18 protein-coding genes are annotated in these 22,614 nt (G+C 30.6%); 7 read left to right on the top strand and 11 right to left on the bottom strand.

Annotation, left to right across the window (positions count from 1 at the left end; all coding sequences use genetic code 11):
* Positions 1-14: 14 nt before the first annotated feature.
* From yidC to CQA53_RS03025, 3 genes are all read right to left on the bottom strand, one after another.
* Positions 15-1,727 carry a membrane protein insertase YidC gene (gene yidC, locus CQA53_RS03035; RefSeq protein ID WP_115542546.1) on the bottom strand — a complete coding sequence of 571 codons (1,713 nt, stop codon included), beginning with the start codon at positions 1,725-1,727 and terminating at the stop codon, positions 15-17.
* Positions 1,727-2,125 (bottom strand): membrane protein insertion efficiency factor YidD, encoded by a 399-nt coding sequence (gene yidD, locus CQA53_RS13505; RefSeq protein ID WP_115542545.1) that lies wholly within the window; start codon positions 2,123-2,125, stop codon positions 1,727-1,729. Before yidD ends, yidC begins: the two co-directional genes overlap by 1 nt.
* 249 nt (positions 2,126-2,374) lie before the next feature.
* On the bottom strand, positions 2,375-3,736 hold the full coding sequence (locus CQA53_RS03025; RefSeq protein ID WP_115542544.1) for a hypothetical protein: 1,362 nt from the start codon (positions 3,734-3,736) through the stop codon (positions 2,375-2,377).
* A gap of 352 nt (positions 3,737-4,088) precedes the next feature.
* On the opposite strand from CQA53_RS03025, the gene CQA53_RS03020 reads away from it, so the two are divergent.
* From CQA53_RS03020 to CQA53_RS03005, 4 genes are all read left to right on the top strand, one after another.
* The gene (locus CQA53_RS03020; RefSeq protein ID WP_115542543.1) at positions 4,089-5,129 is read left to right on the top strand and encodes an AI-2E family transporter; all 1,041 of its coding nucleotides are present in this window, start codon (positions 4,089-4,091) and stop codon (positions 5,127-5,129) included.
* A gap of 220 nt (positions 5,130-5,349) precedes the next feature.
* Positions 5,350-6,168 (top strand): EI24 domain-containing protein, encoded by an 819-nt coding sequence (locus CQA53_RS03015; protein WP_115542542.1) that lies wholly within the window; start codon positions 5,350-5,352, stop codon positions 6,166-6,168.
* Positions 6,158-7,264, top strand: a complete 1,107-nt coding sequence (locus CQA53_RS13690; RefSeq protein WP_115542541.1) for an SAM-dependent methyltransferase — start codon at positions 6,158-6,160, stop codon at positions 7,262-7,264. Before CQA53_RS03015 ends, CQA53_RS13690 begins: the two co-directional genes overlap by 11 nt.
* Complete coding sequence (locus CQA53_RS03005) at positions 7,233-8,207, top strand: riboflavin kinase (protein WP_115542540.1); 975 nt, start codon at positions 7,233-7,235, stop codon at positions 8,205-8,207. The genes CQA53_RS13690 and CQA53_RS03005 overlap by 32 nt, the downstream gene beginning before the upstream one ends.
* 221 nt (positions 8,208-8,428) lie before the next feature.
* Here the strand turns inward: CQA53_RS03005 and CQA53_RS03000 are convergent, their stop codons facing one another.
* Genes CQA53_RS03000 through CQA53_RS02990 form a run of 3 tightly spaced genes read right to left on the bottom strand, consistent with a single transcriptional unit; the run spans position 8,429 to position 11,657 of the window.
* Positions 8,429-9,901 (bottom strand): c-type cytochrome, encoded by a 1,473-nt coding sequence (locus CQA53_RS03000; protein WP_115542539.1) that lies wholly within the window; start codon positions 9,899-9,901, stop codon positions 8,429-8,431.
* Positions 9,898-11,133, bottom strand: coding sequence for a cytochrome b (locus tag CQA53_RS02995; RefSeq protein WP_115542538.1), 1,236 nt, complete (start codon positions 11,131-11,133; stop codon positions 9,898-9,900). The genes CQA53_RS03000 and CQA53_RS02995 overlap by 4 nt, the downstream gene beginning before the upstream one ends.
* 11 nt (positions 11,134-11,144) lie before the next feature.
* Entirely contained in the window at positions 11,145-11,657 is a 513-nt protein-coding gene (locus tag CQA53_RS02990; protein ID WP_115542537.1) for a Rieske 2Fe-2S domain-containing protein, read from the bottom strand.
* A 412-nt stretch (positions 11,658-12,069) separates the two neighbouring features.
* Between CQA53_RS02990 and fabD the strand changes: the two genes are divergently transcribed.
* From fabD to lpxC, 3 genes are read left to right on the top strand one after another with little or no spacing between them, the layout of a single operon-like run.
* Positions 12,070-12,999 (top strand): ACP S-malonyltransferase, encoded by a 930-nt coding sequence (fabD, locus tag CQA53_RS02980; protein ID WP_115542535.1) that lies wholly within the window; start codon positions 12,070-12,072, stop codon positions 12,997-12,999.
* Positions 13,000-13,014: 15 nt separating this feature from the next.
* The gene (locus CQA53_RS02975; RefSeq protein ID WP_181882334.1) at positions 13,015-13,914 is read left to right on the top strand and encodes a hypothetical protein; all 900 of its coding nucleotides are present in this window, start codon (positions 13,015-13,017) and stop codon (positions 13,912-13,914) included.
* A gap of 16 nt (positions 13,915-13,930) precedes the next feature.
* Entirely contained in the window at positions 13,931-14,830 is a 900-nt protein-coding gene (gene lpxC, locus CQA53_RS02970; RefSeq protein WP_115542533.1) for a UDP-3-O-acyl-N-acetylglucosamine deacetylase, read from the top strand.
* Positions 14,831-16,317: 1,487 nt separating this feature from the next.
* On the opposite strand, the gene CQA53_RS02960 is transcribed toward lpxC, so the two are convergent.
* From CQA53_RS02960 to CQA53_RS02940, 5 genes are all read right to left on the bottom strand, one after another.
* Complete coding sequence (locus CQA53_RS02960) at positions 16,318-17,811, bottom strand: hypothetical protein (protein WP_115542532.1); 1,494 nt, start codon at positions 17,809-17,811, stop codon at positions 16,318-16,320.
* 246 nt (positions 17,812-18,057) lie between these two features.
* Complete coding sequence (locus CQA53_RS02955; RefSeq protein WP_181882339.1) at positions 18,058-18,828, bottom strand: enoyl-ACP reductase; 771 nt, start codon at positions 18,826-18,828, stop codon at positions 18,058-18,060.
* Between the two features lie 29 nt (positions 18,829-18,857).
* A complete protein-coding gene (dapA, locus tag CQA53_RS02950) occupies positions 18,858-19,739 on the bottom strand; it encodes a 4-hydroxy-tetrahydrodipicolinate synthase (protein WP_115542530.1) in 882 nt (293 codons plus the stop codon).
* 159 nt (positions 19,740-19,898) lie between these two features.
* Entirely contained in the window at positions 19,899-21,215 is a 1,317-nt protein-coding gene (locus tag CQA53_RS02945) for a hypothetical protein (RefSeq protein ID WP_115542529.1), read from the bottom strand.
* 90 nt (positions 21,216-21,305) lie between these two features.
* Positions 21,306-22,244, bottom strand: a complete 939-nt coding sequence (locus tag CQA53_RS02940) for a DUF2156 domain-containing protein (protein WP_115542528.1) — start codon at positions 22,242-22,244, stop codon at positions 21,306-21,308.
* Positions 22,245-22,614 lie beyond the last annotated feature (370 nt).

Below are 22,614 nucleotides of genomic sequence, written 5' to 3'. Positions count from 1 at the left end.
ATATCGCAATATATTCACTTTGTATCCTTACGAATCTGCTTTTTATGCTTATGAGATTCTATTTCTTTTTGTTTTTTCATATCAAGCATTCTATTAATAACAAGTTGTTGAATAATTGAAATTAAGTTGTTGATTGTCCAATATAAAATAAGTCCAGCAGGGAAAGTAATGAGGAAAAAAGTAAAAACAACAGGCAACCATTTAAATACCTTTGCTTGTAGGGGGTCTGTAAATGTGGTTGGGGTTAAAGATTGTTGTAAATACATAGATAGTCCCATAAGCACAGGCAACACAAAATATGGGTCCATAACACTTAAATCATGAATCCACCACATTAGTGGAGCATTTTTCAATTCAACGGCATTATAAAGCACACGGTAAATGGCAAAAAATACAGGAATTTGTAGGATTAAGGGTAGACATCCTCCAAGTGGATTTGCCCCATGTTTTTTATAAAGCTCCATCATAGAAGCTTGTAATTTTTGTGGATCTCCTTTGTGTTTCTCTTGCAGTTCTTTCATTTTTGGTGCAAGATCTTTGAGCTTTTGCATACCGACCATGCCCTTAAAGCTTAGTGGGAAAAGTATTATTCTAATAATGATTGTTAGGACAATAATAGCAACACCCCAATTCCCAATATGTGCATAAAGCCATTCTAATAAAGTAAAGATATATTTTGCAAAAAATGTGATTCTCCCATATTCCACTACACTTGTAAGATGCGGATTAATAGATTCTAAAACTTTATAATCTTTTGGTCCTATATATCCTTTGAATATCTCATTTTGTTCTTGCACATTAATAAATGGTCGAGGTAATCCTTTGCCAAATGCTCCAATGGTTACGGAACGAATAGGTTTATCGGGATTAAAAAGTAAGCTTGTGTAGTATCTATCTACGCTCGCAAGATAAAGTGCATCGCTGAAATTTTGTCCTTCTGCTTTTGCATCTCCATCTTCTATTTTCTCAATAGAACCACTTATATTTTGGAGCAATACCCCATGAAATACATAACTTTCTGAATCTGCATTAGGACGCATACCGTTACTGATTATGTAGTGTATTGGTCTATTTAACTTAATTTCTGCTTGATATGTCATATCGGGATTGATTGTAATGATTTTTTGGACAATAAGATCACCTAAATCTTGTGTAAGTGTGAGTATTTCAGGCTTGTCTTTAACAATAATATGTGTCTTATCTGCATGGAATTTTGTGTTATTCGCATGTTCGTTATATTGTTTATCTACAAAAATCATTTGTAATGGATATAATGGGACATTGTTTGCAAGAAGTGGGAGTCTTTCAAGTTTCTTATTTTCACCACTTACCATACCAAAAAGTCGCCCTAAATGTGTGAAAATACCTTCTTGATGTGGCTGTATGTATTTATCCTCTTTGAGATAGACTTGTGTAATCGAACCAAAAACATCAATGTCCATATCAAATGTATCAGATTGTATGGCAACAAGCACTTCTTTATTTTGAGGAATTGATGCAGGAATACCTTTCATCTCATCATTAACACTTGCTTGAGTATTTGTATTGCTAGATAATGTATTTAATGCACTATTTGGCACTTCTTCATTGGTATTTGCTTGTTGTGTTGTCTTTGTTTGTGGTTTATTTATATCGGGTTCAGGTGCAAAATATTTTGACCATACAACAATAACAACAAATGAGATAGCAACCGCCAATATCAATCTTAAATTACTTTGTTTATCCACTAATTGCCTTTATGATTTAAGTAAATTGAAATTATATAAAATTTTTGCAATTTAAGCAAATAAGAATCAGATTTTATAAACAAATATGTTACTTTTTTTGGTTCTTGAGGAATTGGTTTTGAAAAAAAATGAGATTGTTGAAAAGCATTTCGTCTTAATCTCTTTTGAGTTTTTACACTAAGATACATATATGGCAAATCAAAGCCTCCTTCAAAAAGGGGATTGCATGATAAGATTCTCAGTGTGATTTTTACACAGGCGATTAAAGGATTATCAAACTTCATAAGTATTAATCCGTATGTCGAGCAAGTAGGATAATATCTGCAAGATTGTGGAGTGAATGGTGAGATAAAAAGTTGGTAAAATCGTATCAATTTTATGAAGAGTATGCGAAGCATAAAAAGCCTTTTTCGGGTAAAATTTCTATTGTGGTTAATAAATATTCTATTATAATATTACAACCTTCTTTAGTATTTTAATTTCTTTCTAAATATATACATTTACATTTTATTTAAAAAACAAAAGTATCAATTCTATAAATACTTTAGAACATACTTTTAAATAACTAAGCAACAATTCTTTTTATTATAACTACTAAAAATTAGTAATAATACTATGTTATTGTTATAGGATAATTTATTATCAAATTATTTTGGATTTTTTATTATCTTATGTTTTAATTCTTTTTGTTTTATTGTAGCTTTTAGAAAAGATTCTTTTGAGATTCCATACACAATAGCAAAATGATAGCAAAGCTTTATTAGCATTTGAGACAGATGAGATATATTGGCATAAGGCATACAAATATATTTTGGAGAGTTTTTACCAAATTTAAATTTTTTGTTATAACAAGTTAGCACTTGGAGATGATTCCCATAAGTTTTAAAATATTCTACAAAAATATTAGAATCTTGCTGCGTTTGCAGGATATGAAAAATATTTTGCATATTCTTTTTTATCTCGTTTGTATAAATAAAGTCATGTTCGCATACAAGATGAAAATAAAAAATATGTGGATTACAACAAAAAAGAATAGTTTTTGTTTCTGATTTTAAAGAGAATCTTTTATCATAATCAATAAGAGATTCAAAGTATTTAAATCGCCCATTTTTAATGTTGTAGGAATATGTTAAAGAATGTTCGTGTGTAAAGAGGCTATTTTCTAATTCTTCCTTTATTTTTTTATGCCTTAAGGCATGAGAGTGTTTATTTGTATTTTTAAATGTATTTTGCGTATTAGTAATTATTTTAGAATTTTTAATAATATAATCTTGAGAAATTGTTTGCCAACTTTCCTGATATGATTCTAACACGCTAATAAGACTTTCTAGAAATGGTAAAAATATATAAGGTAATCCTATAAGATATGAAGCTGAATGCAGTGAGACGCGTGTTTCTAAGATATTGTAAGAAAGTATCTTGAATTTAACATTTGCTTGTTTTGGTATTATTCTAATAAAAGGATTATGAATAAAATCATACTTCCTATATTCCATGTCACGCACATAAAATGGGGAACAAATTTTTACTACATCGAGTCGCTCCAAATCCCTAATACTTGTAAGAAAGACTTGATGGACTAGAGGTTGCCTTAATTGTTCTGTGTAAGCTAGAAAAATGTCTGCTAGCATATCAGTAATTTTTTCTCCATCAATAATGCGAAAAGGGGTGTTAATACTTTTTGCTAACGCTATTTCCACCGGTGTAAGGAGGCAAAGAATACATTGTGATTCTAAAACTAAGTAGCGAACAAGACGCATAATACTTTGTGAGATATTTTCTACTTTTATCCAAGCAATTTCAGAATCTAAGATTCCCATTTCTATATCAAAAACAATACCATATGCTCCTTGTTGAATTGCCTGTTGTAAATCATCTGGATTTTGTAGAAAAAAAAGTGTTCCTTGTTTGACCTTAGAAATATTTGATGTAATACTTTCAAAAGAACTAATATATGGTGTATTTGTGAGGTTTCCAAATAAAATATCAAGCACTTTATCTAGTCTCATAAAGATTCCTTAGCTCGTGTTTTGTCTTGATTTTTTCTTTTAGAACTTTAAAATCAGCATTATTTTTTAGTGAGTATGAAATTATAAAGCTTTAAATCTACCTTCTGCATATTTCTTGTTTTGTTAGATAGGGTTGTAAAATTATTTTCTTTTGTAAAGTATAATACCATATTTTTATCAACATATCAGTGATACATCAATTTATGCTATGATTCTATCAATCATCTTGCACATAAATGGACTAAATTATCACTTTGGAATTTCAAATCATAATATTCCATATAAAATAGTTTTAGAACTTTAATTAAATGTAGAATCTTATATTTTTAATGTAACCTAATAAGGATTTACCTTGCAAAGTAAAATTGCATTTGGAATTATTTTTATACTTGTTATCACCGCAATTATTGTTCTTTATTATTCATATTTATTCACTATGCTCGTAGCTTTTTTGCTTTGTGTTAGCACATTTTTTCTCAAAACCTACACACAACGATTTGTAAAAAATAGTATTTTATCATCATGTATAGCAATTTTTATTATGATTGCTTTAGTGTTCATCCCACTTCTTTTTATTTTATATCGTGCATTTATTGGTATAAATATGCTTGATTGGAATGCCCTTAGAACATATTTCAATGAGACAAAAATGTGGCTGCAAAATATACTTTCACATTTGCCCTTTATACAAGAACATTTAGCGCCAATATTTAATCAAATCTCATTTAGTTCAATTTCAGGTAGCCTACTCAAAATTACAAGTATTATTGGTGGGAATAGTATGCATTTTATTATTGATGGATGTTTTATTATTATATTCCTTTTTGTCTTTTTTTGTTGGGGAGAGAATTTTTATAGCCATTTAAAAAAATTATTGCCATTTCATGAAACACAAATCAATGAAGTGGCAAAAGAAGTAAGCGGGACACTTCGCATTGTGTTTTTTTCAACATTTTTCAATGTCGTTTTACAGGGGGCAGCCTTTGGAATTGCCTCTTATATTTTACATTTTGATGGTATCTTGCTCGGAATTATATATGGAATTTGTTCAATGATTCCAATTGTGGGAGGTGCACTCATTTGGATACCTGTGTGTATTATATTATTTTTTCAAGATAGAATCCAAGAGGCAATTATTCTGGCACTTTATAGTGCGGGTTTCATTGGTTTTATTATCGATAACATTCTAAAGCCATGGTTAATTGGTATTATAAACCGAAGGATCTTAAGCACACCATTACAAATTAATGAACTCGCGATATTCTTTGCGATTTTAGCTGGATTAAGCACATTTGGGTTTTGGGGGATTATTATTGGACCTGCGATTACAGCATTATTTGTAGCTATATTGCGAGTATATGAAAGTGATTTTTTGCGTAAGGATTTCAAATAAAAATACTATTATTTATAGTTTATAAATTAACTATTATGTTTATATACGAGATATATGTTAAAAAATGATTATAATTTTTTGGAACAATTTTGATATAATATAAAAAATGTTAAATTTCTGTATCAATTGATTAAAAAAATTGATAAGAATATAGAATTTTTAAAAGTTTTTCTTGAAATATTTGTAGAAATAAACAATATCTATTAACATAAGGAATAATGTGCCAAATTCACAGAATAATTTCTTTATATTCCATTATCTTAGGCAAGCAACACAGAGTATGCGTTATAAAAAAATAATTTTCCTTACGCTCATTCCTGCAATTCTTGCTGTGTGTGTGTGGTGGATATTTTTTGTTTTATCGGTCCAAAATTTTCATTGGTTTTTACAACAATTCCCTAATATTTGGGTAGAATATGCATATTCTCATACAAGTTTTATGAGTCAAGTATCTTATTATTTGCTTTATTTATTTGCTATTTTTACAATGTTAATTTATGGTGTTATTCTTTCTGGTATATGTATGATATTTGCGAGTTGTTTTCTTTCTCCGTTTGTTGTAAATTTTGTGCATACGACTTACTTTTCACATGTGATAATCAATCCCCCCCCATTTATAGAATCTTGCAAACTCTCTAGCATCTTTTTTCTTAAAACACTAATAAGATTTCTTGTTTTTTCGTTTCTTTGTTATGGATTAAGTTTTATTGGGCTTGGATTGATTGGACTTATCCTTAGTGTATTTGTATATTTTCGTTTTTTTAGTTTAAATCTCAATTATGAAATTGTCCTAAGCATAATGAATGAGCAAGATTGTAAAAATTGTTTATCCTCCAATAAGATTCCATTATTTATTCTTAATATAATTATCTTTATCCCACTTTATGTGCCGATTTTGAACCTTTTTGTAATGACTTGGCAAATGCTTGTATTAAGCCATTATGTATTTGATTGGTATGCACAATATAAGTGTCATACGCATGATGATTATATCATAGAAGCTGAAGTGATTGAAATAGAGCCATCTTATGCGCCTTGATGTATTATTGCCTCAAAGATTTCCAAATATTTCACGACAAAAGGCAATTATGCTTATCAAGCAGGGGCAGATTCTCATAGATGGAAATGTTGTTACAAAACCTTCACAACATCTAAATGGTAATGAAGAAATAGCTATCAAGGAAGATTTTTTTATAAATTCAACAATCTTTTTTTCGCGTGGAGCATTAAAACTTAAGAGGTTTTTGGAAAATTATGAGAAAAATACTCAAAATCTCTTTATTCTTGCTGAAGAATACAAAGGTTTCTATGATTTAGAACAATATTTACAAGATATATTACAGCACTCAAAAATCTTACAATCTAAACACATACACCCTTTATATAAACAATATGAATGTCAAACATATAATATTAAGGTAATAAAGGAGTTTTTGCAAACAAAGATTCTAAAAAGCATAGTTCTTGATGTTGGTGCAAGTGCTGGTGGTTTTACACAAGTGCTATTGTCATTTGGTGCAAAGGTAGTTGTTGCCCAAGATGTTGGAAATTTACAATTAGATTCTTCATTGCGTCATCATAAGCAAATTATTTGTGTTGAAGATATAGATATTAGAGAATTTTCAAAAAATTTCCAATTATTTTTGCAGGAGTATAAAAAAAACACATTCTATATGACTCAAAAAGATTCTACATTACAGGGGCATTTAGAATCACAAATATACGCAGATTTTTATAAAGAGTCGTGGAAGAAATTACCACAGGAGATTCTGCAAAAAATTTCACATATCACGACACGAGAGTTCCTGTTAGATAATAAAAATACGAAAGGACAATTCTCTTTTTTTAATATTCTTACTTGTGATGTGAGTTTTATTTCTTTGCGACAAATTTTACCATGTCTATTGGGTTTAAGTAAGATTCTGATTTTACTTTTTAAACCACAATTTGAGGTTGGCAAGCATATAAAACGCAATAAAAAAGGTGTGTTACAAGATTCCAAAGCAATACAAAATACCCTTTACTCATTTATTGAGCTTTTGCAGAATCATTATGTAAAAGTAATTTTTATAGAAAAATCTCTCTTGAAAGGAAAAGAAGGTAATGAAGAGTTTTTTATCTTTTGCCAATTCTAAACTCCCATATCAAAGTATCGCTATTGGAAAGTTTGATGGTATGCATAGAGCACATATGAGACTTCTCAGCCTTGTTGGGAAAAATGGTTGTGCTTTAAGTATCACTTCGATAAAATCACCATTTGTAACACCACCAAATGAAAGAGAAAGGTATAGCGAGATACCATTTTATCGTTTGCGTTTTGAATATGTTCGTTCATGGGATTCTATGGATTTTTTAAAACTACTTGTTGATGTCTTGCCAAATTTACATACGATTGTTGTTGGATATGATTTTTGCTTTGGTAAAGATCGTATGAGTAGTGTCTCTGATATGAAAGATATGTTAGAATCTCTTGGTAAAAAAAACATTCAAGTGAAGGTTTTAGAATCGCAAAAATATAATGAAACCCCTATTCATACAAGTATTATTAAAGAATTAATAAAATATGGAGATATGGCAAGTGCAAATGCCATGCTTTGTAGATTTTATTCAATTAAGGGTCGAATTGTGCGAGGGCAAGGACTTGGCAAAAAGGAACTTTACCCAACAATTAATATCAAAAGTTCTTTGTATCTTATTCCAAAATATGGCGTATATGCGAGTTTTTTGCAACACAACAATAGGCTTTATAAAGGAGTGTCTTTTGTTGGAAATCGCATGAGTACAGATAATCGATTTTGCATTGAAACACATATTCTTGAAGATTTTATAGATTTATCATTTTATCAAGAATCTCAAACAAACCTGACATACAATAATCAACAATCAGATAGGACTATTTGCAGTGCGACAAGCCCCAGAAGAGATATTTATATTCGTATATTTTTTGTGGAAATGATACGCAATAATCGCAAATTTAATACCCTTCTTGCATTAAAAGAACAAATTCAATGTGATATAGGCAAAGCACAAAAAATTCTTGATAATTTTCCTGAAAATTATCAAGAATTTTGTAAGTAGTTTCAAAAAAGTTCTATAAAGATTCTGTAATAGAAAATTTTGAGAGTAAGTGCTATCATAAATATTATAAAAATATAGAATGAAATCATAAAAGTAAAATATAAGACATGAGAATTAAAATATTAAATTTAAAATGTTATATAACTTCAAATGTAGTATTTTATGTAATTTGAAAGTATATGCCTCTCTAGAGAGGCATTAACAAGAAGTAAAACACTATATTAATGTAAATCTCGCCAAATTTTAGACTTCCAAGTATATGCTAAAACAGAAAGGAGAACAAAGAAGCCCATAATCCACCATCCTAGTGAATCTCTTTCTGCTTTTTTACTATCACCAATAGTCTCAAGATAATTGACAACTTGTTTCTCCGCTTCTTTTGTTAAACCAACGCGTGGCATTGATTTTCCAAAAGGCATAACACCCATTTCACGTGCCATATTTGTATAATCATCGTTATTTTGCCATTCACTTTTTGTGGTATTTTCTGGTAGTTTTATTTTATAATATTCTGCATCACGAGAATCAATCTGTGCTATCATATCCTCTCTCTCTTCATCACTGATGTTAGTTGGTATGTTTGCCTTTTCCTCATCACGTTTATCTCTCACAAGTTTATTTATTACCGCTTTTTGAATGTCTATTAGTGGAACTTTCTGCGGATTATTAATAAATGCTGCTAATTCGTGTTGCCCCTTAGAGCGTATCATCATTGATAAATCCGGTGGAGTATTACCTAAATATGCTTTGATGAATTCTGGATGTGTATCAGCTTCTAAACCTACTTTTTCAAAGTTAGATTCAATAAGTGAGTTTTGTAAAAGTGATACAAGCCCATAACTTTCAATTGTTTTTGCATTAATCTCGTCATTTTTCTCATCAATTTCAGCTTCACTAAGATATTTTTTCTCATTTGCTTTTGCCATTGCTAGTAATGAGTTGATAAATTTATGCTCTTCATTATTAAGGCTTGATAAGAATGTTGCTTCTGCCTCTTCACCTTTTATATTTTTTGTTCGTTCAATCCAATTTGTTACCTCTTGATTATGCAATGCAAAAAATTTAGAATCATATTGATTTTTGTCATACACGGCAGCATGGCAACGACTACATGCTTCTACAAATACTTCCTTGTCATTGAGTTGTTTGGGTGCAATATCTTTAAGATATGCGACAACATTGGTAATTTCTTCATCACTCATTATTCCATTAAAGGCATTCATTGGATAACTTTCTTTTCCTTCGTTAGCCATTTCACATTTATTTGCATTCTCATCATCTAGACCTTCACAAGATACTGCAAACTTAGAATCTAAGAGTGTAGCACGCACAGGATCTTTAATAAAATGAGCTAAGAACTGAGAATCAAAAATTAATCCCGCATTCGATAAATCTGGAGGAACAACACCGCCTTCACCGGCGGGCTGAATGGTTTTTGGATTCCTTGCATTCAAGTCAGGAACATTTTGCGATGCTACAGTATGGCAAGAAGCACAATTATCTAAAAAAGCAGTTTTACCAGCTTCTTTATCAGCATTGCTGAAATCAAACTTACCAAATTTCTCTAAGTCTTTAAACTCATAATCACTTGTCGCAGTGGCAGGATGCATAGCATGATGAGCTAAAGGCTCAACACCATAATACATAACACCAATAATAAAGGCAACTATAACAAAAATTTTAATTTCTCTCATTTTGAACCTCCTTTATTATTTTCTGCCATTGTTACAAGAGGCAATACTACAAAGAGTAAGACAAGGAAACTTACAGAAGCCACTAAACCTATATATTTTGCATTTCCATCAGGTGGAAGTTTTCCATACACAGTAAGCACAATTAAGTCAATAATTAAAAGAATATAGAATATTAAGAAACCAGGTCGTTTATGTGCTGGTTTAACAACCTTACTTCTATCAAGCCATGGGAGAAGTAAAAATACAACTTGTGCAATACCAAAGAACACTAAACCAAGATTCGCACTAAAGAAAATACCGCGTAAGACTTCATAGCTCCACAAGAAATACCATTCAGGATAGATATGCGTAGGCGTTGCAAGTGCATTCGCTCTTTCAAAGTTGATTGGATCCATTGCAAAATCAAAATGATAGCAGACAAGTCCAAAAAAGAGAATCATGAAAAGTGAAATAATGAAAATATCTTTACATAAGAAATCTGGCCAAAATCGGATAACTTTTGCCTCTTTTTTATTTCCTGCCATATATTTTTGTGCTTCCGCTTCAAAATCGATTTCTTCACCTTCTTGGTTATTGACATGAGGCATTCTTAGCGTATAAAAATGCACTGCAATTGTTGCCAAAATCACAACTGGAAGCAAGAAAACATGCAACATAAAAAAACGAGTAAGTGTAGAATCTGCAACAATATAATTCCCGCGAACCCATTCTACAACATCAGCACCAATTAATGGAATTCCGCCAAAAAGATTTGTAATAACTGCCGCAGCCCAATAGCTCATTTGTCCCCATGGGAGCATATAACCACTGAAAGCTTCAGCAGAAAATACGACAAAGAGTATCATGCCTGTAATCCATATCATTTCTCTTCCATTTTTATAAGAACCATAATAAATTGCAACAAACATGTGAATATAAATGATTACAAATACCATACTTGCTGCGACGGCATGAATGTGTCGCCATAACCAACCAAATGCAACTTCTTGCATAATAGTATAATTTACTGAATCATAGGCAAGATTTGCATCAGGCTTATAATACATAAGTAAGAATATACCGCTTATCACTAACAGACCAAATAATGCTAAAAGCACAACACCCATAGCCCATAGCCAGTTAATGTTTTTAGGAATCCAATATTTTGTCATCATGACTTCAATAAGTTCGTTTGTAGCAAGTCTTTGATTAAACCAATCACCAAGACTTTTCGCTTCCTTAATGTGTGCCATACTTTCTCCTTTTATGCATTTGCTGAAGCCATCATTGCTTCATACTCTTTACCGCTTTCTCCTAAAATTAAGGTGGTTTCGCCCTTAATTGCAAAAGGAGGCATATCAAATGGACGCGGTGGAGGTGTTCCAGCAACATTCACGCCATTACTTGTAAATTGTCCACCATGACATGGGCAATGAAAAATCTCCTCATTTGCTTTCCAGTTTGGAATGCAACCTAAATGAGTGCAGATTTTAATTCCGATACTATAATGTGCATCACCTAATTTAAAATCGCGTGCAGGGAGAATCTTTTCTCCTACTTTCTTTTTCATAATATAAACAGGTTTTCCTCGCCATTGTGTATCACGTATTTCACCTTCTTGCATACCACCTACATCAACTGTTGTAAAACCAGCAGAAACAACACTGGGAAGAGGGTCCCAAGTTTTTTTCATGGCAACAAGTGCGGCAATAGCACCAACTCCAGCAACACCGCCAAGAGTCATGCCAAGGAAGTCTCGTCTTTTGACATCAGCCATCGCTATCTCCTTCAAAATTGCATTTTTGGTATTAAAAATTGATTCCCAAGTTTTAATAAACTTAAAGCTTTTAGATTCTAATCAAAAAAGACTTAAAAAAATATTAGTTTTCTACAATAAAGTTATTTTTTTGCTTGAAATTATGCAAAATGTAAAGATTCTGATAGAAATTCTTTCTAGAAAGAAACACAACAAGATTTTGAGTGCTTCAACTTAATTATATTTAACTCTTAAAAGAAACTATAAATATTTAAATATAAAAACTTCCAATACAATATAAAAGTTATTTACCTTGAATTAAACAAGATTCTATTAGTCAGAGTTGATATTTTTTTGATATACTTACGCAGTTTTTTATGTTGATTGTTTTACTTTTGCAATAAATTTTTTATTTAAATAATGGAGTATAGATATGAAATATGCTTTTATTTATCCTGGGCAAGGATCACAAACTCTTGGTATGGGCAAGGATTTTAGACAAAATTTTCCGATAGCAAGAGAGTTAAGTGAGCAAGCAAGTGAAGTCTTGCATTTTAATATGAATAATCTTTTAGATTCTGATGAAGATAAACTTAATCAAACGCAATATACTCAACCAGCAATATTTCTTGTCAGTGCTATGGCACATACTATTATGAAACAGGAATTTGGCATTCAAGCTACTTTAGCTTTCGGGCATTCTTTGGGTGAAGTAAGTGCATATTGTCTCAATGGTGGTGCAACTCTTGAAAATTCTATCTTGCTTACACACAAACGAGGACAATTTATGGCTGAAGCTTGTAAGAATAATGGAGGCGATTCGCAAGAAGTAGGTATGATGGTTTGCTTGGGATTAGCAACTGATATGTTGGAATCTATTTGCCAAACAGCACAACAAGAGGGATTAAAAACATGGGCAGCAAATTATAATCTTGATAACCAAATTGTGCTTGCAGGAGTAAAAAAAGACTTAGAAATCGTAGGTGAGAGATTAAAAAGTGCAGGGGCAAAGCGAATAATGCTTTTGAAAATGAATGTAGCAAGCCATTGTCCACTTTTAGAATCTTGTGTATCACGATTTTATGAACTTCTTGAAAAAAATATCAGTGATTCTGAACTTGAAATTATTTCAAATGCAAATGTAAATCTGTATAAAACAAAATCTGAAGCACTCAAAAACCTTACAGAGCAACTTACAAAACCAGTGCTTTACACAAAAAGTGTATTGAAAGCAAAAGAACTTGGCATTGAAACATTTATTGAGTTGGGCAATGGTAATATACTTGCTGGTTTAAATAATAAGATAACAGATATTCCAACTTTAAGTATCCATAATACAGAATCTTTAAAGCTTTTGGGATAACAATATATGGTAAAAATGCGGCAAAAAAACCTTCTCGTCTTCGATTTTGAAGAAGGTGAAAGCGAGGAAATTATTTCTTATATCAAACATAATATGGATTTTATAAGAAATCATTGTCTCGTATTTCATTTTAATATCGATTTAAATTTCGAAGGGTTTTTAAAGGAAAACGAAATTGATTTTTTTCAAGTTCACAATGAGCATATATTCCAACAACATAGGAATAAAAAGCATAACCCTAATCTTTCGCCACTTGAAGCAAAAGCACAAAGCCTTATTGAACCAAGACTCATTAATCAGAATCTACAAAAACTTATAGATTCTTTGCCACAAGATAAAAGTGCCTTGAACCAACAAAATTCAATACCAAAAAAAATTAAAATTACCTTTGATTCCGTAAATAGTGATAAGATTATTACCCAACCAATGGAATCTCAAGATGCACAAGATTTAAGCATACAATCAAATGAGAAAGATTCTCAATCTAGTGTTCTTGAGACAGATTCTACTTTCCAGGAAACTCAAACACAAAACTCTCTTTCACAAGATTTAAATAATCAACTAGTGCTACAATATGGAAATAATGTAACATATTCAAAAGCACTTCCATATCTCTTATTTCAACGAGCAATTCGTAGTGGTGAGGAGTTAAATCTCCATGCACATGCAACTTTTTTAAAGAGTATTAATGTGGGTGCAGTTATTAAAACTTCTGGAAATTTACAGATTTATGGAAAATGTGATGGAATTTTAGAATCTTTTGGCGATTATATTATTATCAAAGAATGTTGTGCAGGTAGAATTTCGTTGCAAGGTGTGAATTTGGAAAGAAAAATGCTTAAAGAGTTTGAACACAATACAAAATTAAAGATTCTTACTGTGGAAAATGGTATGATTCAGATAGCAGAATTATAGTTTTGAGGAGGAGAATATGCGACAACGCACAATAGCGAAGCGAGTTGAACTTGTTGGGATTGGTTTGCATAAAGGAGTGCCTGTAAAGATGATACTTGAGCCATTACCAAGCGATAGTGGAATTATTTTTTATCGCAGTGATAAAGGTGTGAGTATTCCTCTTAATATTGAGAATGTTGTAGATACTACAATGGCAACGGTAATTGGTAAAAATGGGGTAAGGATTTCAACGATTGAACATCTACTTTCAAGTATTCATGCGTATGGAATCGATAATTTACGCATTATTTTGGATAATGAAGAAATACCTATTATGGATGGGTCAAGTATTGGCTTTTGTATGCTTCTTGAGGAAGCCGGTATTAAGGAATTGGATAAGCCAAAAAAAGCCATTGTATTAAAAGATGTTGTTCAGATTGAAGAAAATGGTAAATTTGTTCGACTAGAACCCAATGACGACATTGTGTTTGATTTTACTATCGAGTTTCCTAATCAAGCTATTGGTAAACAAAATTATACATTTACATTTAACACACAACACTATAAAGAAGAAATCGCTAGGGCACGAACTTTTGGTTTTTTACAAGAAGTTAATCAACTTCGTGCAATGGGCTTAGGACTTGGCGGGAGTTTTGATAATTGCATCGTTTTAGATGAAAGTGGAATTTTAAATAAAGAAGGTTTGCGTTATAAAAACGAATTTGTCCGGCATAAAATCCTTGATGCTATCGGTGATATGTCTTTGCTTGGTATGCCTGTAATTGGAGGATACTTTTCTTTTGCCGGTAGTCATAAACTTAATCATTTTTTAACAAAAAAACTTTTAAACTCAACACATGCATATGAGGTTGTGGAATTAGGGCAAAAAGTATCAAATACAGAAAAAGCATTCAGTATGCAAAAAGTGCGTGTTTAATCATTACAAACTCCTTGAGGCAATACCTCTTGACATAATGCCACAACTTTTTGGAATCCTCACTTTGCTATTTTATTCCTTAAAAAAAGCAAAGTGAGAATCTTTATAGCCCAATGTAATTTTTACTATATTCTTTCCTTTTTTGGTTATTGTGTGCTAAACTCATTATTTTTTATGGATTAGGATTTATGCCTTATGTAAATTCACTAATATTATTTCGTAAGCTTGTTCCAAGTGTATGCTTCAATGCTTTACTGTATATTCAACTTTTGTTGTGTAGTGTGTTACCACTAAGAAAAAAGATTTGTATTTTTGAAAAATTTTCTAGAAATCATAGCAGAATTTTTAGAATCTTTGCTATTTTAATAGAATAATATTATATTCCTAGAATTTCCAAAATGTTCTGGGCTAAATTATTTACAAGGTGGTTATATTTGGTATATTGCCTGTATTAATTCTGCAATTATTAAAGAATAAAACTTTTATACATATAGATATTATTTATTTTTGAATTTGTATTATTTTTTATAGAATCAAAAATTATTACTACAACACTTTTATTTTCGAGATTTTTACTTCTGGTTGTATGATGTTTAAAATCTTCTATGCGTAGTGACACCCCCATTTTTGCATGCATGATACTTTCTGGTAATTAATATTATACCTTGCTTTGAATGCAACAAGCTTTTCAAGTAAGGAGTTATCATTGATATTATGGGATTTCTTGATATATTTTTTAAGCTTTGACCTGTGAAGTTGTTGAACTAATATTTTTCAGAGGTTCTACACCCAAATAAAGAGTATTTATCTCATCACGAGAAAGATTCCTGCCTAGTAACCCTATCTTTAAGTAAAATGCTGTATCAATAAGGTATTTATAGTGTTTATGGTCCTATTTCTGCCCCATTGAATTATGCTTTGTAGCTCACTTGGTGCAATATTATCTTGGTTTATCTTTGCCTTATTAACAACATTTTGTTTATTGGTGCTAATCATTTCAAGTGCAATATTAATATTTTTTGTTCTGCCAATGCTTGGATAATCTTTGCTTGTGTTAAGTATTGTTGCATATTATCATGCTCTTCACCAATGATAACAATGTCATATTGTATAATTTGCTTAATAAATTCATCAAAATTAAAAGTATCTTGTTTGTTTGCGATAACAAATGGTTTGATGTTTTTATTTTGTTACGGATTTGCACAACAAAATAAAAATTCCAATATGATAATAAGAGATAAAAATTTAAATATATGGATAAGAAATTTAAAATTAGAAGTGAACATTGACTTTATTTTTTTATAAAAAATAATAATTGTTATAATAGTATGTATGTATTTTATTCTCATTATATTTTGAAGTCAAGGTTATTTTACATTTTTTTCAGTTTTCATTTATGCAATGAAAAGCACTGAATAAAAATTTAATAAACTTTGAATTCTTACAGTAGAATCATGACGATTCTCTCTTTGGGAATCTTTTACTAGCTATGGTGTTATTTCCCATTTTTGAGTGTCTTTTGTTTGTATGTATTTACTTTGTAGATGGAAATTCAGGCTTTTTTCTTTAAGTATTGTTTCATAAATTCTTTCATACATTGAAGGGTAGGTTTGCTTTTTATACATTTTAGCATCAAGGTCAATGTGATGCTCCTCTTCTTGTGTAATTATAAAATCATAATATTGATAAGTTTCAAATAAAAAGTTTAACAGGGAGAATCCAAGAACACAAAATGCACCTAGAGCAAGAATTTTTATTTTTGTACGTAGTGTATAAAAATCTTTTGGGAAAAAACTTTGTTGCAGAGATTTTGCATAAAGGTGATTCAATGAAAGTATTTTAAGGCAAGATTCAAACGATATATGAAAACAAGATTCTATATTAACAAACTCATAACTATTATCATGATCTTTGCTCCAATTGCAATAGAAAATTTCACCTAACACATCAATGTAGCTAAAATAATCTTGTAGTGATTTTTCACGAGATTCAATCATACAAAAATCAATAGAGCCATATATATAATGACAAATAGCATGTGATTGTTGATCTTGAAAAATAATGGTATAATATGTAAGATTAGGATAGAAAAGAGGAAGAGAACAAAATATTTCGAAAGGATTCAAAAAATAAGTTTGGTTCTCCATGAAATGCTTCTGTAAAGTTTCTTTTGCAACACAAAAAATCTGAAATATAATATGTTCTTTTGTTATATTTTTTACAAAATATCTGTATTCACAATGTGGTGGAATTTGATTAAGCTGTTTTGCTTGAAGTATGCAAAGCAAATCTGTTGCATTGTGTGTTCGCAATCTATCTTTGTGAATAGAAATTTCCACAGATGTGATATAATCAGGAGGAAGAACACAAATTGTTCTTTGAAAAAATCTCCATTTAAAGATTTTAGAAAGTTGTTTCGCATAAGAATCTTGCATATAGAATTTTACTAAGTTGAGAGAATCTTTATTATAATAAGAATCTAAAATCACATCTTGGGATAAAGAAATTCCTTGATTAGAATCTGACGATAATTCGTATTTTCTCAAGTCTTTCTGTTGATTTTGTAAAGTAAGATTGGTATTTTCCCCAAATACTCTTGCAAAATGTTTCTCATCTATCTGTAAAGATTCTCTATTATTTTGTGATAAAGTATCGGTATATTGGTTATTTGTAGTTTTATGGGTGTTAAAAAGATTTCCTAAATCCAATGTATTTTGCTCTGTATTTTTTATATTGTTAGAGAAAAAAGGATTACTGGACTCTTCATGCGTTACCAATGATGAATTATTGGAATAATTTATATTATTAGAATCTTGTGGGTTATTATCATTTAATTGTTTGGTTTGCAATAATATGTTTTTGTTATTTTGGGAGTTATGAGTAGATTTTGAAAAATCTTTATAAATATAGATTCTATACCGGTCTAGTTTTTGTAAAAAATATCGCACATTGGATATTGCACGTAATAAAGTAGTATTCATATCCAAGTCCTAATAAAGTTGTTTATCAGATTGTAGAATAATTGTTAGTTGTGCAAATTGCACAATATATTAACTATCCGGTAGTCATTCTTACTATCTATTTTTGCAAAGACATCGGTATTATAACAAAAATAGACACGTAGAAGTATTTGAAATATTAAGAAAACTTAGGATATTTTTGAACACTAAATCCCCTAATTAGAACAATTTTCAAATGCCCCTCTTTATAAAAATTTTAAAGTTATTTTATACAAATGTCGTGCCACCATCAATAACGATTGTTTGCCCTGTAAGCCATCCACTTTGGGTATTATCACACAAGAAAAATGTCGCTCCAGCCAAATCCTTTGGTGTTCCCATTCGCTTTAAGGGGCTTTGTTTTTCAACCTTCGCTTTCACTTCATCATAATCTGGAAATGCTCTAAGTGCATCGGTATCGATTGGTCCACCACTTACAGCATTCACACGGATATTAAATTGACCTAAATCTTGTGCAGCATATTTTACTATTGTTTCAACAGCATTTTTAGAATTTCCATGCCCAGCGTAATTTGGCATATAAACGAGATTCCCTGTTGAACTTAATGTAACAATATTTCCACCACCCACTTTCTGCATTCGTTTTACTGCCTCTTGTGCTCCCACAACAAAAGCAAGCACGGTTGCTGTATAAATATTGTTTAATCCCTTTGGTTTGAGACGCATAAATGGTGCAAATCCTCCCACAACACTGCGTCCATAAATAATCGCATTGGAAATAAAAAAATCCACCCGTTCAAAGTCTTTGTCAATAGCCTCATATAGCCCGATATACTGCTCTGGTTCAAGCACATTAAGCGGATAAGCACGTGCTTTGATCTTGTAATTAGATTCTACATCCTGGATTATTTTTTGTGCTTCTTCTTCATTTTTGTTGTAAGTGAAAGCCACATTTACACCATTTTGTGCGAATTTATATAAAATTGCCTTGCCTATCCCTCGTGTTGCACCACTTATAACAAGTGTTTTACCTTTCATATATTCTGTTGTATTTGTCAAACTTGTATTCATTTTTTCACCTCATATTTTTCTAAAGTTTTTTCTAGCATTTCCATACATTCTTTGCTTGGCTCACATAATGGCAACCTATACTCTAGCGTTGGGATAAGTCCTTGTAGATACATAGCTGCCTTTATTGGAATAGGATTGCTCTGATAAAACAATGCTTCATTTATATCATAAAGTTTATTAGAAAGAGCTAAACTTTCAGTAAAATTTTGTTTCATTGCAAAATGGCAGAGATCTGCAATCTCTTGTGGGAAAAGATTACCGGTTACCGAAATCACACCTTGACCACCTAAGGATAATATGTTGAAATTTAACATATCATCACCACTCAGAATCTTTAAATTCGAATCGCCCCGAATCATCGCATATACGCGTTCCAATGAACCACTTGCTTCTTTAATCGCATAAATATTCTTGACTTCATGAAAGAGTTTTAATATTGTTGCAACTTCAAGTCCAACACCTGTTCGTGAAGGCACATTATAGAGCATAACTGGAATTTCAATAGATTCAGCAATAGCTTTATAATGTCGATATAAACCTTCTTGCGTTGGTTTATTGTAATAAGGAACAACAGAGAGTATGGCGTCTGCACCACACTTTTGTGCAAATTGAGCAAGCTCGATTGCCTCAATAGTATTATTGCTACCAGCTCCTGCTAGAACTTTCACTTTTGTGTTTTTACATGTCTGAACTGCAATTTCAATACATTCTTTATGTTCGTTATGACTCATTGTAGCACTTTCACCGGTTGTTCCTGCTGGAACACATGCGTCCATGCCATATTGTATTTGTCTTTTGATCAAATATTCATAACTTTGTGTATCAATTTTACCATTTTTAAATGGCGTGATTAATGCACTCATAGCACCTATTGGCATAAAGATCCTTTTGCTATAAAAGTCAAATTAGTATTATACTTAATTTTAGTTGATTCTTTGTTTTTTTATGGGAATCTTTTAGATAATTCATCAAACTTGAATTAAACAAGATTCTCGATTCATAATCAAAAAGAAAATCTGTAATACTAACTTGCGTATTTACTGATTTTTTACAATCGCATATTGTGCAATAATCATACCACAATACTCAACATGAATTTTTCCGTAATTTGCTTGAATAAGTTTTAATGCCGGTCGTGTTTCACTCTCTTTAGCATTGATTCCATAAAACTTTAATCGTAAATTTAATTCATGGTGTGGAATCTCAATGGAGGTTATACCTTGTGCATATAGTTGTTTTGCAATTTCTTTTGCACCATAGAATGAGTAGGCAAAATTTTTATTTTTTACAAAATAGTATGTGATTTTATTTCCAAATAAAATAATGTCCCCAAGCAATAAAAAGATAACAACAAGACATAAACGCAATACATAACGAGAACGAAATTGTGGTAAACGGCAACGAATATTAAAAAGCACTTTTTGCACAAAAAGAGGTAATCCAACACTTAGTTCAGGTAAAAAACTTTCAATGCGAATTTGTTGCCTTGTAGAAAGCAGGAAGATAAAGATAAAACCAATAAATGGAATAAGGTTAAGAAGTGTTGGTTTATTGTGAAAAGTATAATTATAAAGAATTGCTACATAATATACAAATAAAATAGGTGTAAAGAGAATTGCTAAAAGCCCAATAATATCAAGAAAATAAGAGTGTGGAACACCAGATATTGGTGTAAAAATTGACATATTAATACCAAAACAAATGACTGAAAATACAAGGGTTTTTGGTTTACGATGAAAAAGTGCGTAAAAGAAAAGAGCTAGACATAAAATCGCACCCCCAGAATCTAAGAATATAACGAATATTAGGGGTGCATATAGGATTCTATTAAAACGCAACTGATAGTATACAAGCATAAGGGAAACCAGTGTAATAATTTCTACATTTGAAACAATTAATGCCTCAAGATTTATGCCAGGTATCATCATAAATATTAAAACACATAATAATGCGTCATTTGGTTTTGTTAATACTAAAAGTCCAATATTATACATGACAATACAACTACATATATGGATAAATATAAAAGGCAATCGCAAACCATAATCATTGAGTAATGGGTCTTGAAAAAAGTAATTTATATATGTAACCCCAAGATTTGCAAGATGGTATGAGAATTTATTATTTTCAAAAAATTCTTCAGCTTCTTTGCTATAAATACTTATTTCACTAACCATAAAAAATAAAAGTAAAAAATCAAGCAGAAGTAAAATACAAAAAAATAAGTGTGTGCGAAAAAGAGGATTGTAAGATTCAAAGAAATTTTTAGATTTTATGTTTAAGATATGTGATACATTGACTGAAGAAGTATGGGAAGCATTTATTGTATCTGTAAGTGTGTTGTTAAGAGACATATAATATCCTAATTGTTTAAGCTCCATTTTAATTCATAAATCATAGTCATAATGAAATAAGTATAACAACATTATTTTGCAGTAAAGCATTTATTTAACAATAGCTTCATATTTCTCCAAAATAATATCTGGATTATAAGATAGTTTTGCTTTTCTTAATCCCTCAATCCCCAAATCTTCCTCGCGATTGGCATATTTGATTTGATTAAAGCAATGTTGTAAAAGTTGTTGATTGATTGCCTGATATGCTCCGCGATAAAGTATATTTGCTTTTTCAATATGAATAATGCAAAGATTATCCGAAATAACTTCACCAAAACTAAAAGCGATAATTTGGTTATTAAAACGCAATAATCCACCACGGAAATGTAGTGCATTATAATTTTCAAAAACACTTTTTATCCCATTACTTTCATTTACCAATCCATCATCGTTGGAATCTCTACTCCAAAGATTCCAAGTATCTTGTAGCTCTACTAAATTAGAATCCCCAATTTCTTCGAAACTAAATCCTTCATATTCTTCAAAAAATCGATTGAGATGATTTTTCTTTTTATGATATTTTCTTCCTGCAAGATCAATAAGATTTTGTGTTAAATAAATATAATCGCTTCTGTCTCGATTCATTTTAGATTCTATATTTTTTTCATCAAAAACATTCATAAGGATTTCTAAATTATGTTTCTCAAGAGAATGAAATTCTAATGGAAATCCAAGTGAATTGTAATATTTTTTTAAAAGTCGCAAACAAGAAAGTTTATCTCCTGTGCCAATAGGAAAAAAAATAAATGGTGTTTTTCCACTATATGTTGTTTCAATTACCAAACAATCACTAATAATCGCAAATCTAATTCTACGAGCCAGCCTCCATATAAAAAGATTTCCAAATGAAATATCAGAAATCATAAAATTATCTTGGTTTAAATAACGCACTATGATTGATCTATCTTCTAATCCAATCTCTTTAAAGACGATGTCGTTATATGTTAAATTCTGTGGATACTCTTCGTGATAATATTGATTTATCATTTTTTGCCTTTCTTTAATTTTTTGTTTTATCGTGATTATTTTATGATTACTTTCTATTCATTCTAGGTGCTAGTTTCTTAATTTTAGAGAATGTAAGAATAACATGATTTATATGCTGTAATCTTATTTGGATTCTATCATTTTTATCCTTTGGGGATTCTAAAAATTATACTTTAAGTATTTTATAATTAAGAATTTGAAATTTTTTAAGAAAGTTGTAAGCAGTGTGGATTCTAGTAAATCTAGGTAAATCTATGGTAAGCAAATAATGTTATGCGGATTTTACATGAGGTTAAAAAATAAAAAGTGAAACTTAAGCCCAGAGTAATCTTTAATATTATTAGGGTTTGAAACTTTAAGATTATTGAGA

This window comes from Helicobacter didelphidarum (genome assembly GCF_003364195.1).
Classification (GTDB): Bacteria; Campylobacterota; Campylobacteria; order Campylobacterales; family Helicobacteraceae; genus Helicobacter_A; species Helicobacter_A didelphidarum.
This window is presented reverse-complemented; position numbering and strand designations above follow the sequence as displayed.